Origin of the sequence: Pseudomonas sp. DTU12.3, assembly GCF_004124275.1 — a bacterium.
Taxonomy (GTDB): Bacteria; Pseudomonadota; Gammaproteobacteria; order Pseudomonadales; family Pseudomonadaceae; genus Aquipseudomonas; species Aquipseudomonas helmanticensis.
In genome coordinates this window covers 1,976,951-1,991,378 of record NZ_CP027218.1, presented here as the reverse complement: position 1 = coordinate 1,991,378, position 14,428 = coordinate 1,976,951, and the positions used below count along the sequence as shown (strand labels likewise).

Annotated in this window: 15 protein-coding genes; 8 read left to right on the top strand and 7 right to left on the bottom strand. The window is 59.4% G+C overall.

The features are described 5' to 3' along the window. Window positions 1-351 precede the first annotated feature (351 nt). The gene (locus C2E19_RS09155; RefSeq protein WP_129390825.1) at window positions 352-1,914 is read right to left on the bottom strand and encodes a sigma-54-dependent transcriptional regulator; all 1,563 of its coding nucleotides are present in this window, start codon (window positions 1,912-1,914) and stop codon (window positions 352-354) included. 408 nt (window positions 1,915-2,322) lie between these two features. On the opposite strand from C2E19_RS09155, the gene phhA reads away from it, so the two are divergent. From phhA to C2E19_RS09125, 6 genes are all read left to right on the top strand, one after another. After that, a complete protein-coding gene (gene phhA, locus C2E19_RS09150; RefSeq protein WP_129390823.1) occupies window positions 2,323-3,114 on the top strand; it encodes a phenylalanine 4-monooxygenase in 792 nt (263 codons plus the stop codon). A gap of 69 nt (window positions 3,115-3,183) precedes the next feature. Next, window positions 3,184-3,540 (top strand): 4a-hydroxytetrahydrobiopterin dehydratase, encoded by a 357-nt coding sequence (locus tag C2E19_RS09145; protein WP_003222798.1) that lies wholly within the window; start codon window positions 3,184-3,186, stop codon window positions 3,538-3,540. Next, window positions 3,540-4,733 (top strand): amino acid aminotransferase, encoded by a 1,194-nt coding sequence (locus tag C2E19_RS09140; protein WP_129390820.1) that lies wholly within the window; start codon window positions 3,540-3,542, stop codon window positions 4,731-4,733. Before C2E19_RS09145 ends, C2E19_RS09140 begins: the two co-directional genes overlap by 1 nt. A gap of 272 nt (window positions 4,734-5,005) precedes the next feature. Further along, a complete protein-coding gene (locus tag C2E19_RS29145) occupies window positions 5,006-5,137 on the top strand; it encodes a hypothetical protein (protein WP_256661294.1) in 132 nt (43 codons plus the stop codon). Window positions 5,138-5,208: 71 nt separating this feature from the next. Continuing rightward, window positions 5,209-5,391, top strand: a complete 183-nt coding sequence (locus C2E19_RS09130; RefSeq protein ID WP_129390817.1) for a hypothetical protein — start codon at window positions 5,209-5,211, stop codon at window positions 5,389-5,391. A gap of 102 nt (window positions 5,392-5,493) precedes the next feature. After that, window positions 5,494-6,693 carry an MFS transporter gene (locus C2E19_RS09125; RefSeq protein WP_129390814.1) on the top strand — a complete coding sequence of 400 codons (1,200 nt, stop codon included), beginning with the start codon at window positions 5,494-5,496 and terminating at the stop codon, window positions 6,691-6,693. Here the strand turns inward: C2E19_RS09125 and arfB are convergent. Continuing rightward, window positions 6,690-7,103: an alternative ribosome rescue aminoacyl-tRNA hydrolase ArfB gene (arfB, locus tag C2E19_RS09120; protein ID WP_007920134.1), complete on the bottom strand. Its 414-nt coding sequence runs from the start codon at window positions 7,101-7,103 to the stop codon at window positions 6,690-6,692. The two genes, C2E19_RS09125 and arfB, sit on opposite strands and share 4 nt — an antisense overlap. 188 nt (window positions 7,104-7,291) lie before the next feature. Beyond that, window positions 7,292-8,704 (bottom strand): amino acid permease, encoded by a 1,413-nt coding sequence (locus C2E19_RS09115; RefSeq protein WP_129390811.1) that lies wholly within the window; start codon window positions 8,702-8,704, stop codon window positions 7,292-7,294. Window positions 8,705-9,597: 893 nt separating this feature from the next. On the opposite strand from C2E19_RS09115, the gene C2E19_RS28945 reads away from it, so the two are divergent. Further along, window positions 9,598-9,735: a hypothetical protein gene (locus C2E19_RS28945; protein WP_003222780.1), complete on the top strand. Its 138-nt coding sequence runs from the start codon at window positions 9,598-9,600 to the stop codon at window positions 9,733-9,735. Between the two features lie 70 nt (window positions 9,736-9,805). Continuing rightward, window positions 9,806-10,771: a leucyl aminopeptidase gene (locus C2E19_RS09110; RefSeq protein WP_129390808.1), complete on the top strand. Its 966-nt coding sequence runs from the start codon at window positions 9,806-9,808 to the stop codon at window positions 10,769-10,771. A gap of 208 nt (window positions 10,772-10,979) precedes the next feature. Here C2E19_RS09110 and rluB read toward each other — a convergent pair whose 3' ends face one another. From rluB to C2E19_RS09090, 4 genes are all read right to left on the bottom strand, one after another. Beyond that, on the bottom strand, window positions 10,980-12,200 hold the full coding sequence (rluB, locus tag C2E19_RS09105) for a 23S rRNA pseudouridine(2605) synthase RluB (protein WP_129390805.1): 1,221 nt from the start codon (window positions 12,198-12,200) through the stop codon (window positions 10,980-10,982). 154 nt (window positions 12,201-12,354) lie between these two features. Then, the gene (locus C2E19_RS09100; RefSeq protein ID WP_129390802.1) at window positions 12,355-12,546 is read right to left on the bottom strand and encodes a DUF1289 domain-containing protein; all 192 of its coding nucleotides are present in this window, start codon (window positions 12,544-12,546) and stop codon (window positions 12,355-12,357) included. Between the two features lie 104 nt (window positions 12,547-12,650). Next, window positions 12,651-13,640: an SMC-Scp complex subunit ScpB gene (gene scpB / locus C2E19_RS09095; RefSeq protein ID WP_129390799.1), complete on the bottom strand. Its 990-nt coding sequence runs from the start codon at window positions 13,638-13,640 to the stop codon at window positions 12,651-12,653. Window positions 13,641-13,651: 11 nt separating this feature from the next. Beyond that, window positions 13,652-14,350: a ScpA family protein gene (locus C2E19_RS09090; protein WP_174823967.1), complete on the bottom strand. Its 699-nt coding sequence runs from the start codon at window positions 14,348-14,350 to the stop codon at window positions 13,652-13,654. Window positions 14,351-14,428 lie beyond the last annotated feature (78 nt).

Sequence of the window (14,428 nt, the reverse complement as noted above, 5' to 3'; positions counted from 1 at the left end):
CGTTTGCCGCCCACCGCTGTACTGCTGAGCCATAAGCAATTTGCAGACCAACTTTTTTCTGGCGGCGCGAAGCCCGGTAAACAAAGGACTTGGGGGAGATTGCGAGGATTGGAGAAATGTATCGAAGTCGAAAAACCGGCGGTGTTATGCCGGTAAGTGGCAAGTGCCGGCCATCACGACCAACAATGATCTGTGGCGAGGGGATTTATCCCCGTTGGGTGGCGAAGCCGCCCCAAATCCATTCAATGTGGTGTATCTGCTTGACCGCATTCAAAGGCTTGGCGACTGCTGCGCAGCCGAACGGGGATAAATCCCCTCGCCACAACAGCCCGCTCACAACAAAAGCTCTACTTAGCTCTCGGGGTCTTTGCCCACTTCATATTCACGCAGCTTGTTGGCAATTGTGGTGTGCGAAACCCCCAGTCGCTTACCCAGTTGCCGGCTGCTCGGGTGTTCGGAATACAACCGCTCCAGCACGGCTTTCTCGAAGCGCCCGACAATCTCGTCCAGCCCGCCCTCCAGCGAAAAATCGCCAAGCGGCTGACGCACGCCATAATCCGGCAGCCGAATGTGCTCGGCCTTGACCGTGCCGCCATCGCACAGCGAAACCGCCTGGAACAGCACGTTCTCCAACTGCCGCACATTGCCCGGCCAGTGGTAATGACTGAGCCGGTCCATCGCTGCCGGTGCCAGTTTTGGCAATGCGCAACCGATCTGCCGACTGGCCTGATCAAGAAAGTGCTCAACCAGTGGCGTCAAACCGTCGAGGCATTCGCGCAGGGGCGGAATGTGCAGCGAAAGCACGTTCAAGCGGTGATACAAATCCTGACGAAACTCGCCGCGTGCGCACAGCTCGGACAAGTCGACCTGGGTGGCGCAGATCACCCGCACGTCGAGGTAAACCTCTTCATCGCTGCCAACGCGACGGAAGCAGCCGTCCTGGAGAAAGCGCAGCAGTTTCACTTGCAAGCGCGGGCTCATTTCACCGACGCCATCGAGGAACAGCGTGCCGCCGGCAGTCAACTCAAGCAGCCCGAGTTTGCCTTCCGCACGCGCGCCTTCAAAGGCGCCCGGGCCGTAGCCGAACAGCTCGGTTTCAGCCATCGATTCCGGCAGACCGGCGCAGTTCAGCGCCATCAACGGCGACTGCCCACGCGGGCTGGCGAGGTGGCAGGCGCGCGCGAGCAATTCCTTGCCGGTACCGGTTTCGCCTTCTATCAATAACGGCGCATCGAGCGGTGCCATGCGCCTTGCTTCGCGCACGACAGCGGCCATGACTTTCGAACTCTGGAAGATGCTGTCGAAGCCACGCAACTCTTGCTTGCGCACGTTGTAGATACGTTCGCCGACGCGATCTGCGCGGTGCAAGGTCAACACCGCACCGGCCATGGCCTCGCTGTCATCGTGTTCGGATTGCAGCGGCGCGATGTCGGCGAGAAACACGTCGCCCTTGACCTTCACGCGCATGCCGTTGATGCGCGATTTATTGGCGCGCACCAGCTCCGGCAAATCAAAGTCTTCGGCGTAACGCGACAGCGGAATACCCGGCACCTCATCCACGCGCACGCCGAGCAACTGCGCCGCCGCGCGGTTGGCCGCGACGATCGAACCGCCCATGTCGATCGACAGCACCGGAAACTCCAGCGCACCGAGCAAGGCGTTCAACTCCATGTGCCGGCGCTCGCTCGGCATCAGCCCTACCCGCTTGACGCCGAACACCCCGGCAATCGCCTCGAACTTCGGCCGCAACGCCTGGAACTGGATGTTGATCAGGTTCGGACAGTGCAGATAGATCGCATTGCCGTGCTCACCACCAACCTCGCCACGGGCGACGTTGATCCCGTATTCGACGAGCAGGTTGAGGATGTCGCGCAGGATGCCGATGCGGTTCTGGCAGTGGACTTTGATGCGCATAGGAACGCCCCGACGATAGGAAAGTAAGTGCCGAGCACATACCTGTGGGAGCGGGCTTGCTCGCGAAAGCGGTAGGGCAGCTACTTATGAGGTGGCTGACAGGGCCTGTTCGCGAGCAAGCCCGCTCCCACAATGGAAAGTGCCGGGCCAAATTGCTGCGCACGTTCAGATGTTTCTGTCGAGGCGCGCAGATAGTTGTCAAGATTATGTGACAGTCGCAGCGCTTTTCAAACCTGCCAGTCACCGTAAATGCGAGATACCGGTCAAAGCGTAACGAATAGTTTACGAAATCCACCGATTTTTCCTACGCGAACGCGTCGCCAGCTACTGCACACCACCCCACTCTCAGGTAATTCTGACCCCATCGCTGGACATAACAAGAACGAATTCCCCTAGCAGGAGAGCAGTATGAAGCAGACGCAATACGTGGCCCGCGAGCCCGATGCGCAAGGTTTTATCGACTACCCCGCCGAAGAACACGCGGTGTGGAACACGCTGATCACTCGCCAGTTGAAAGTGATCGAAGGGCGTGCGTGCCAGGAGTACCTGGACGGTATCGAAAAACTCGGTCTGCCCCACGACCGCATTCCGCAACTCGGCGAGATCAACAAGGTGCTCGGCGAGACCACCGGTTGGCAGGTCGCCCGTGTACCAGCGCTGATTCCTTTCCAGACTTTTTTCGAACTGCTCGCCAGCAAGCAATTCCCGGTGGCGACGTTCATTCGTTCCCGCGAAGAGCTCGACTATCTGCAAGAGCCGGACATTTTCCACGAGATCTTTGGCCACTGCCCGCTGCTGACCAATCCGTGGTTCGCCGAGTTCACCCACACCTACGGCAAGCTCGGCCTGCAGGCGACCAAGGAAGAACGCGTGTACCTGGCGCGGCTGTACTGGATGACCATCGAGTTCGGCCTGGTCGACACCCCGCAAGGCAAACGTATCTACGGCGGCGGCATTCTGTCTTCGCCAAAAGAAACCGTTTATTCGCTGTCGGACGAGCCTGAGCATCAAGCCTTCGACCCGCTCGAAGCGATGCGCACGCCGTACCGCATCGACATCCTGCAACCGCTGTACTTTGTCCTGCCGAACCTCAAGCGCCTGTTCGACGTCGCTCATGAAGACATCATGGCCATGGTCAAACAAGGCATGCAGCTGGGTCTGCACGCGCCAAAATTTCCGCCCAAGCCGAAAGCGGCCTGAGCAGAACCCGCTCGCGACTTGCGTGCAAAGATAGTAATTTCCAACAAGAATCGAATTCAGGAACAGACCATGTCGACATTGAACCAAGCCCACTGCGAAGCCTGCCGCGCCGATGCGCCACAAGTCAGCGACGAAGAACTGCCGATCCTGATCAAGCAGATCCCTGACTGGAACATCGAAGTTCGCGACAGCATCATGCAGCTGGAGAAAGTTTTCCTGTTCAAGAACTTCAAGCACGCGCTGGCTTTCACCAACGCTGTCGGCGAAATCTCCGAGGCCGAAGGTCATCACCCGGGCCTGCTGACCGAGTGGGGCAAAGTCACCGTGACCTGGTGGAGCCACTCGATCAAAGGCCTGCACCGCAACGACTTCATCATGGCCGCGCGCACTGACGAAGTGGCCAAGACCGCAGAAGGACGCAAGTAATGCACTTCGACGCCATCGGCCGGGTCCCCGGCGACCCGATCCTCGGTTTGATGGAGGCGTATGCGCAGGACGCCAACCCGCGCAAATTCGACTTGGGCGTTGGCGTCTACAAGGATGCCCAGGGCCTGACGCCAATCCCGGAGGCGGTGAAAATCGCCGAGGCGCGACTGGTCGAAAGTCAGGACACCAAGACCTACATCGGTGGCCACGGTAATCCACTGTTCGGCAAAGTCATCAACGAGTTGGTGCTTGGCGCCGACTCGAAACTGATCGCCGAACAACGTGCCGGCGCCACCCAGACCCCGGGCGGTACCGGTGCGCTGCGTCTGGCGGCCGACTTCATCGCCCAGTGCCTGCCGGGCAAAGGCGTATGGCTGAGCAACCCGACCTGGCCGATTCACGAAACCATTTTCGCCGCAGCCGGCGTCAAGGTCAGTCACTACCCGTACGTGGGCAGTGACAACCGCCTCGACGTCGAAGCCATGCTCGCCGTGCTCAACGACGTGCCGAAAGGCGATGTGGTGCTGCTGCACGCGTGCTGCCACAACCCGACCGGTTTTGACTTGAACCATGACGACTGGCAGCGCGTGCTTGATGTGGTGCGCAGCCGCAAACTGCTGCCGCTGATCGACTTCGCCTATCAGGGTTTTGGTGATGGTCTGGAACAGGATGCATGGTCGACCCGCTTGTTCGCGGCCGAGGTGCCTGAGCTGCTGATCACCAGTTCCTGCTCGAAGAACTTCGGCCTGTATCGCGACCGCACCGGTGCGCTGATCGTCTGCGCAAAAAGCGCCGACAAGCTCATCGACATCCGCAGCCAACTGGCCAACATCGCCCGCAATTTGTGGTCGACACCGCCGGATCACGGCGCGGCAGTGGTCGCAACGATCCTCGCCGACCCAGAGCTGAAAGCGCGCTGGGCCGATGAAGTGGAAGCCATGCGCCTGCGCATTGCGCAATTGCGCAGCGGCTTGGTCGAAGCGCTGGAACCGCATGGTTTACGCGAGCGCTTTGCACACATCGGCGTGCAGCGCGGGATGTTCTCCTATACCGGGCTGTCGCCGGAGCAGGTGAAACAACTGCGCGAGCAGCACAGCGTGTACATGGTCAGCTCGGGCCGGGCGAACGTCGCCGGCATCGACGCCACCCGCCTCGCGCTGCTGGCTCAGGCTATCGCTGACGTCAGCAAATAGCTCAAACACCGCAACACCCCTGTGGGAGCGGGCTTGCTCGCGAAAGCGGAGTATCAGTCGACAGATAAGTTGCCTGACACACCGCATTCGCGAGCAAGCCCGCTCCCACATTTGTTTTGTGGTCACCTCAGGTTTTTGCGCCCCCTGCGGCCATCTGTCGCATTAATTTGAATTAAAAGTCTGATTGTCATTTTTCCTGCTGTATCCTGCGCAGGCTTTCCAAAAGCGCGGATCTACCAGATCTATCAACAGACTTAGCGAGGAGCGCAACCATGCACGAGATTCCTAATCTCCCCTTCCCAAGCCTGCACGAACCTGAGCAGACGACCACGCAACAAGCCGGTGCGGGGCAGCCCGAACCGAAAGAAGCCGTTGAGAGCCGTCCGGCCGACAACGAAGAGTAAGACCCCGTCGTACAGACCGTGTGGAAAGCGCTAACATGCGCTTTCCACACCGCCTGACCCCGAGCCCCGCCATGACCGACGAATTCTCTGAAAACCAAGCTGCCGTACTGATCGGCGCCACCGAGAAAATGATCGAGATCTGGAACCGCCTCTCCCCCGAGAAACAAGCCGCCCTGCTCGCTCGCTTCGGCAGCGAAGAAAATGCCCTTGCTGCCCTGGTCACCACACAGCTGGTTGCCCCGACCAAGACCTGATGCCGTCAGCGGGCAAATAGTTTTACTTTTCCCGCCGCAGACGCTTCCACGCCGGTATCATGAGCAGCCTATCTAATCTGCCGCTCCCGTGGATCGTTACCCATGTCGTTCTCCAAGTCAGAGCCCCAGCGCCCCCTGGCGGTCACGCTGCAAGTCGTTTCCATCGTCCTCTTCACCTTTATCGGTTACCTGAACATCGGCATTCCGCTCGCGGTGCTGCCGGGTTATGTCCACAGCGATCTGGGGTTTGGCGCCGTCATCGCCGGGCTGGTGATCAGCGTGCAATACCTCGCCACCCTGCTCAGCCGCCCGTACGCCGGCAAGATCATTGATAACAAGGGCAGCAAACTGGCAGTGATGTACGGCCTCGCCGGTTGCGGTTTGAGTGGCGTGTTCATGTTGATTTCAGCGTGGACACCGCACATGCCGATGCTCAGTCTGATCAGTTTGCTGATCGGTCGACTGGTGCTGGGCAGCGCCGAAAGCCTTGTCGGTTCTGGTTCGATTGGCTGGGGCATCGGTCGCGTCGGCGCGGCAAACACCGCCAAGGTAATTTCCTGGAACGGCATTGCCAGCTATGGCGCGCTGGCGATCGGCGCACCGTTTGGCGTGTGGCTGGTCGGTCAGTTGGGTTTGTGGAGCATGGGCGTCAGCATCATCCTGCTGGCCATTATCGGCTTGCTGCTGGCCTGGCCGAAAACCGCCGCGCCAATCGTCGTCGGCGAACGCCTGCCGTTCATGCACGTACTCGGGCGCGTGTTCCCGCACGGCTGCGGTCTGGCGTTGGGCTCGATCGGTTTCGGCACCATCGCCACCTTCATCACCCTGTATTACGCGACCCAGCATTGGGACAACGCGGTGCTGTGCCTGAGCCTGTTCGGCGCCAGCTTCATCGGCGCGCGACTGCTGTTCGGCAACCTGATCAACCGTCTCGGCGGCTTCCGTGTGGCGATTGTCTGTCTGTCGGTGGAGACGCTGGGCTTGCTGCTTTTATGGCTGGCACCGGACGCGCATTGGGCCTTGGCTGGCGCGGCATTGAGCGGTTTCGGTTTCTCGTTGGTGTTCCCGGCGCTGGGCGTGGAAGCGGTGAACCTGGTGCCGGCCTCCAGCCGTGGCGCGGCGGTCGGCGCCTATTCGCTGTTCATCGATTTGTCGCTGGGGATCACCGGGCCATTGGCCGGGGCGATTGCGGCAGGCTTCGGTTTTGCCTCGATCTTCCTCTTCGCCGCCATCGCCGCGCTGAGCGGATTGGCGTTGAGCGTCTATCTGTATAAGCACAGCGCGAAATACCGGGAAGACTAGAAATCCACCTTGCCACGCCCGGCCTTGATGCTGCCGCGCTTGGTCTTCGATTCGAGCCGGCGCTTCTTTGAGCCGAGGGTCGGTTTGGTCGGGCGACGCTTCTTTTCGACTTTGGTGGCGCTAAGGATCAGCTCGACCAGACGCTCCAGCGCATCGGCACGGTTGGCTTCCTGCGTGCGATATTGCTGGGCTTTGATGATCAACACGCCATCGCTGGTGATGCGACTGTCGCGCAGCGCCAGCAGCCGCTCCTTGTAGAACTCGGGCAAGGACGAGGCCGGAATGTCGAAGCGCAGGTGCATGGCACTGGAGACCTTGTTGACGTTCTGCCCACCGGCGCCCTGGGCGCGGATGGCCGTCAATTCGATCTCGGCATCCGGCAGATGCACGTTGTTGGAAATCACCAGCATGGAAAAGCGTCCGTATTCAGAGCGTGCAGGATACGCCATGAACCCTGTAGGAGCTGCCGCAGGCTGCGATCTTTTGATCTTGCTGGTTAAAAGATCAAAAGATCGCAGCCTGCGGCAGCTCCTACAGGGGAATGTGCAGAAATGACAAACCCGGCACTCGGCCGGGTTTGTCGTTTCTGCTCGCGCGGTTACTTCGCGGTAGCAGGCACCGCAGTCTGGGCACTGCGCTTGTTCTTGATCACGTAACAGACCCACATGAACACGACCCACACCGGAATCGCGTAAACGGAAATCTTGATACCCGGGATCAGCAGCATCACGCCGAGAATGAACGCGACGAACGCCAGGCAGATGTAGTTGCCGTACGGGTACCACAGCGCCTTGAACAGCGGCGTCTGCTTGGTCTTGTTCATGTGCTGGCGGAACTTGAAGTGCGAGAAGCTGATCATCGCCCAGTTGATCACCAGCGTGGCAACCACCAGCGACATCAACAGTTCCAGCGCGCTGTGCGGGATCAGGTAGTTCAGCAGCACGGCAATCAGCGTCACCGCTGCCGAGGCCAGGATCGAACGCACCGGCACACCGCGCTTGTCGATCTTCGCCAGACCTTTCGGCGCATCGCCCTGCTCGGCCATACCCAGCAGCATACGGCTGTTGCAGTAGGTGCCGCTGTTGTACACCGACAGTGCCGCGGTCAGGACCACGAAGTTCAGAATGTGCGCAGCGGTGTTGCTGCCGAGCATCGAGAACACTTGCACGAACGGGCTACCGCTGTACGAATCGCCGGAGGCATTCAGGGTTTCCAGCAAGCTGTCCCATGGGGTCAGCGACAGCAGGATCACCAGCGCACCGATGTAGAAAATCAGGATCCGGTAGATCACCTGATTGATCGCTTTCGGGATCACGGTTTTCGGCTTGTCGGCCTCAGCAGCGGTGAAACCGAGCATCTCCAGACCGCCGAAGGAGAACATGATGATCGCCATGGCCATCACCAGACCGCTGACGCCATTGGGGAAGAACCCACCGTGTGCCCAAAGGTTGCTGACCGAGGCCTGCGGGCCGCCGTTGCCGCTGACCAGCAGATAACTGCCGAGCGCGATCATGCCGACAATCGCCACGACCTTGATGATCGCGAACCAGAATTCGGCTTCACCGAAGACTTTGACGTTGGCCAGGTTGATTGCGTTGATCAGCACGAAGAAGGCGGCAGCCGAGACCCAGGTCGGAATGTCCGGCGCCCAGTAGTGGATGTACTTGCCAACCGCGGTCAGCTCTGACATGCCCACCAGAATGTACAGGATCCAGCAGTTCCAGCCCGACAGGAAGCCGGCAAAGCCGCCCCAGTACTTGTGCGCGAAATGGCTGAAGGAACCGGCCACCGGCTCTTCGACGATCATTTCACCCAACTGGCGCATGATCATGAAGGCGATGAAGCCGCAGATGGCATAGCCGAGGATCATCGACGGGCCAGCGGATTTCAGCACCCCGGCCGAGCCGAGGAACAATCCGGTACCGATCGCGCCACCGAGGGCGATCAGTTGAATGTGGCGATTTTTCAGGCCGCGTTTCAGCTCGCCTGATTGCGAGGGTTGTCCACTCATGAAAAAGGTCTCACGCAAGGTTTGATGATGTTCAGTAGACGTTGCTGCAAGGTTGCGATTTCAGGCAGCCCCGATCAAACCCCAGCGCAGGCACCAGGAGTTCAGCTTATTTACAACGGTCATGCGTCACCTGTTTGTTTTTATCTGTGACGAAATCGAACCCGACACGCTTGTGACGCGGCGGAGTGAACAAGGCGGGTAGCCTTGAGATTTGCGCGATTACGCAGAGGGTCACAGTTAAAACGCGGCGCATTGTACACCGCTAACCCCCTGCTGCCAGACCCCGCTGGATCAGCGTGGCGGTAGCCGGGATTGCGAGTGTCCGCCACGAGAGGACCGGGCGGCTGCAAAAATTGAGTCAGGCCTTTGCAGGCCATCGACGTGGACGAGGAAAAAACCGTCCCACGGAGAGAGGTGGAGATCAGTCACGGCGTTCATTGCGCCTCCTTCTTGTTATGCACCTGCACGACAGGCATGGGGCGCATCTCACCCTGCAAACGCCCTCGAAACAAGCGCGCCAGAGCCTTGCATCTCCCCCGTCCCCACGGCTTGCGGCAGCTTTTCCTTACAGCATCCGAGAGCCGATCAATCCATGGCGTTTTAGCGCGGTTTTCGTAAATATTTCCTTACAACGTGTAACGCAAACTTGCCAATCTAGAAATGTCTGTAGGACGTCTGCAAATTGACGGTAGCTAGCTCACTAACTAAAAGTCCCGTTTAGTTTTTTGTTTTAAAACGAGAAATTTCAATCTGCAAAACAGAATAAAAAGTTTATTTAAAAATTAAATAAATAATTTTTTGCATTACAAAAATCTCTGAACTAGGTTCTTCACGTCTCGCCGGACACCTCGACCGGCCAGTCACAACCGTGAAAGTCATCTAGGAGATCGACCATGCAAGCACTGGAAAAAGACTTGGATACCGAACTGCAGCTGGACGAATGGTTTGAAGCGCCGACCCATGAAGCCGCTGTGGAAATGATGCAAGCCGATGCGGTCGTGCCGTTCGGCACGGCGATGTGGCCTCTGTAAGACATCCCGGGCAGGCACGATCCGGCCGGTCGTGCCTGCCGTTTTTTTCACGGTCAGTCAGGGAGGACTCATGGATAAGCCCCGCGCGATCTCGCATTTCCTTTACTACCTCGAACATCACCCTGCCCTTGCCGGCCTCGACTCGGCGAAGGTATTGCTCGGCCACACGGCTGACTACGAAGCGCTGACCGGCGCCATCGCCGAACAGGCTGGCGATCATCCTCGCTTCAAATTCAGCACTCGACGCCTGGATCTGGAAAGCACTGCAGCGCTGACCTCGGCGATTACCGACAGCGATCTGTACATTTTCTTCTACGACTCTTCCACCCTGCCCAACCCGCGCCCCGACGGCCCGGAGTTCGTCCGCGCCCTGCAAGGCGTGATGGCGGAAAACTGGAAGAAATCGCTGCTGTTCAAGGATTACGGCGACTATTTCTACGACACCTTCAGCGTTACCCCGCAGCGCATTGCCGGCTTGAACAGCCATTTGATCCAGCGCATGTCCCGGGCGACGACGCTGAGTTTCAAGGACGATGAAGGCTCATGGTTTGAAACGCCGCTGAGCAGCATCAAGAAATGGACCGACATCAACGGCATCGGCAATTTCGACCTCGCGCCCGGTGAAATCGCCACGCACAGCGAAGCCATCAACGGTCACGTCAAGTTCAAGGGCACGTTCCTCAGCACCATTCCGTTTGCGCGCAAATATGGCGTGCTGGAGTCACCGCTGGAGCTGTGGATCGAGAACTCGACCATCAGCCGCATCGCCACCGAGGTGCCGGGGCTGGAGCATGATTTCAACAAATACCTGGACGCCAATCCGTCGAACCGGCGGATCGAGGAATTGGGGATCGGTACCAATGAAGGCGTGAAGGATTTGTATGCGCGCAATGCCGGGTTTGAGGAGCGCCATTGCGGGTTGCATCTTGGATTGGGTGGCGGCGCTAAAGGCAGCCATCACCTGGATCTGATTTTTTCTGGCGGGGTTTTGGCGCTGGATGACAAGCCGGTGTTTGATGGACGCTTTGTGTTTTAGCCTGGGATTTTCTTTATTGAGGCTACTGGCCTTTTCGCGAGCAAGCCCGCTCCCACAGGGGATCGCGTTCCAACTGTGGGAGCGGGCTTGCTCGCGAAGAGGCCCTGTCCGGCGCCACATAACTTTCATCAGACAAAAAAAAACGCCAACCCTGAGGTTGGCGTTTTTGCTTGAGCCTGAAGCTTGCCGCTAGAAGCTCACAGCAGCCTTATTCCGGCTTGCGACGCCCGAAACCCGGGCGCTGACCGGAACCCGCCGGTGCACCACGACGCTTGCCCGACGGCTTATCGCCATCGACCAGCTTGATTCCCGGACGCTTCGGCGCAGGCTTGGCCGGACGCTTGTTGGTGGTGTCCGCTGGACGATCCGCCACTGGCGTACCACGACCGGCAGGCGCACCACGCTCGCCACGTTCAGTGCGACCGTTGGCCGGACGCGGAGCGCGCTCGCCGTCACGGGCGACTGGCTTGCGACCTGGACGCTCGCCTTCGATCTGCGGCTCGCGGCTTGGACGTGGGCCGGTCGGCGCGCCAGCGGCTGGACGCAGCGTGCGCACGCGCTCGGTCTTGCCCATCGGGCGCGACGATTTGCGCTGCATACGCTCAAGCTTGTCTTTGCTCTTGGCGTTCAGTTGCGGCATCGCCACTGGGGTCAGGCCGACTTCAGCACTGAGAATGTCGACTTCGTACTGGCTCATTTCGCGCCAGCGGCCCATCGGCAGGTCGGAGTTGAGGAACACCGGACCGAAACGCACGCGCTTCAGACGGCTCACCACCAGACCTTGCGATTCCCACAGACGACGAACCTCACGGTTACGGCCTTCCATCACCACGCAGTGATACCAGTGGTTGAAGCCTTCGCCACCTGGGGCCTGCTTGATGTCGGTGAACTTCGCCGGGCCGTCTTCCAGCACAACGCCGGCCTTCAGGCGCTCGATCATTTCGTCGTCGACTTCACCGCGTACACGCACGGCGTACTCACGGTCCATCTCGTAGGACGGGTGCATCAGGCGGTTGGCCAGTTCACCGTCGGTGGTGAACATCAGCAGACCGGTGGTGTTGATGTCGAGACGACCGATGTTGATCCAGCGACCTTCTTTCGGACGCGGCAGCTTGTCGAACACGGTCGGACGGCCTTCTGGGTCGTCACGGGTGCAGATCTCGCCATCGGGTTTGTTGTACATGATCACGCGGCGTACCGATTCGGCCGCCTCTTCGCGCTTGATCACCTTGCCATCAATGGTGATGGCGTCGTGCATGTCGACGCGCAGACCGAGGGTGGCGTCTTTGCCATTGACCTTGATCCGGCCCTGGCTGATCCAGGATTCCACGTCACGGCGCGAGCCGACGCCGATACGGGCGAGGACTTTCTGCAGTTTTTCGCCTGCTGGGCCGATTTCCTGGTCGTCTTTCTGATTGATGTCACTCATCTGGGCACCTCCCGGTGTGGTCTGTTCAGGCACTCTGAATTGAGCGCATGAAGCATTGAAATCTGGGTTCTTGGCCGAAGGGATCGGCGAAGGGTCGCGAATCATACGCGGATGTCGGCCGTCGCGCATCAGAGACTAGTCGATCAGGCCAAGGTTATTTCTTTTTCCGCCGACCGGCGGCGCCGAGCTTGATCAGGCGCAGTGCAGCTTCAGCGAGTACCGTGCGCTTGTCGTCCTTGTCGAGTTTCTTCCAGGCCTTGATCTCGCGCCTGCTGCGGCCGCAGCCGAGGCAGATGTCGTCGCTGAACTTGCAGAGGCTGATGCACGGGTCTTTTGTCGAACTCATTTGGATACCTTTGAGAGATCAAAAGATCGCAGCCTTCGGCAGCTCCTACATTGGAATGCGGCCCCTGTAGGAGCTGCCGAAGGCTGCGATCTTTTCGGCGTCACTCAGTCTTCGAATTCGCGGCGTTCGGCTTCGATGGCTTCGGCCAGGGCGCGCGCTTCGGCTTCTTCTTCGCTCAGCTCGGGTTCGGGCGTGGGTTGTTCGAGGGCAGCGACGGCGGCCAACAATTTCTCGCGGGCCTCAGCGACGCCAAGAATGTCCTCTTCCGGTTCGGCTTCGGGCACAGCTTCGAGTTCAACTTCGATGGTTGGCTCGGCGATCTTTGGCTCGGGCTCAGACTCAACTTCTGCTTCAACCGTCGGCGCCTCACCATCAGCCGCATCCCGCAGCAAATCGTCGAAGTCGGTCTTGATCCCCTCCTCCATGCTGTCCAGCTCCAACAGCAAGGTGTGGAAACTGGTTTCCTCTTTCTCCTCCTCCGGCTCGGCGCTGGCGTCGGCCAGCTCCTGCAAACTCTGTGGCACCGGCGCGTCGTCGAAATCGAGCACTGGGTCGGTTTCCATCTCGCGTAGTTCGGCCAGCGGCGGCAGGTCTTCGAGGTTCTTCAGGTTGAAGTGATCGAGAAACATCTTGGTGGTGGCAAACATCGCCGGTTTGCCCGGTACATCGCGGTAACCGACGACACGAATCCACTCACGTTCCAGCAAGGTTTTGACAATGTTGCTGTTCACCGCCACACCGCGCACGTCTTCGATCTCGCCACGGGTGATCGGCTGGCGATAGGCGATCAGCGCAATGGTCTCCAGCAAGGCGCGGGAATAGCGCTGCGGGCGCTCTTCCCACAAACGGCCGACCCACGGCGAAAACTTCTCGCGGATCTGCAAACGATAGCCAGAGGAGACTTCCTTCAGCTCGAACGCGCGGCCCTCGCAGGACTTGCCCAACAAGGTCAGGGCTTTCTTGAAGACCGCAGGCTCGGGGCGTTCACCCTCTTCGAATAACTCAAACAGGCGCTCAAGGGATTGCGGCTTTCCCGAGGCCAACAGAAAGGCTTCAAGCAGGGGCGCCAGCTCGCGGGGTTCAGTCAGGTTCATGTTTCGACTCGTTATTCGGCTCGGGCTCGCACGTGGATCGCGGCGAACGGCTCATTCTGCACCAGCTCGACCAAGGATTCCTTGACCAGTTCAAGGATCGCCATAAAGGTCACCACCACACCCAGCCTGCCCTCTTCGGCAGTAAACAGCTCGACGAACGGCACAAAACCGCCGCCCTTGAGCCGTTCCAGCACATCGCTCATGCGCTCGCGAGTGGACAGTGCCTCGCGGCTGACCTGGTGGCTTTCAAACATGTCGCCACGGCGCAATACTTCGGCCATGCACATCAAAATCTCTTCCAGCGCGACATCCGGCAACAGCTTGCGCGCCCTTGCTTCCGGGGCGTCGAGCTTGGGCACGATGACATCGCGACCGACCCGGCTCAGGCCATCAATGCCTTCGGCGGCAGCCTTGAAACGCTCGTATTCCTGCAAGCGGCGGATCAGTTCAGCGCGTGGGTCAGCTTCTTCGTCTTCGATGGTTTCGGCGCGCGGCAGGAGCATGCGCGATTTGATCTCGGCGAGCATCGCGGCCATCACCAGATACTCAGCAGCGAGTTCCAGGCGCACCGACTGCATCAACTCGACATAGCCCATGTATTGGCGGGTGATTTCCGCCACCGGGATGTCGAGGATGTTGATGTTCTGTTTGCGGATCAGGTACAGCAGCAGGTCGAGCGGGCCTTCGAAGGCGTCAAGAAAGACTTCCAGCGCATCCGGCGGGATGTACAGGTCGAGCGGCATTTCCATGACCGCCTGGCCATAGACCATGGCAAACGGCAGTTCCTG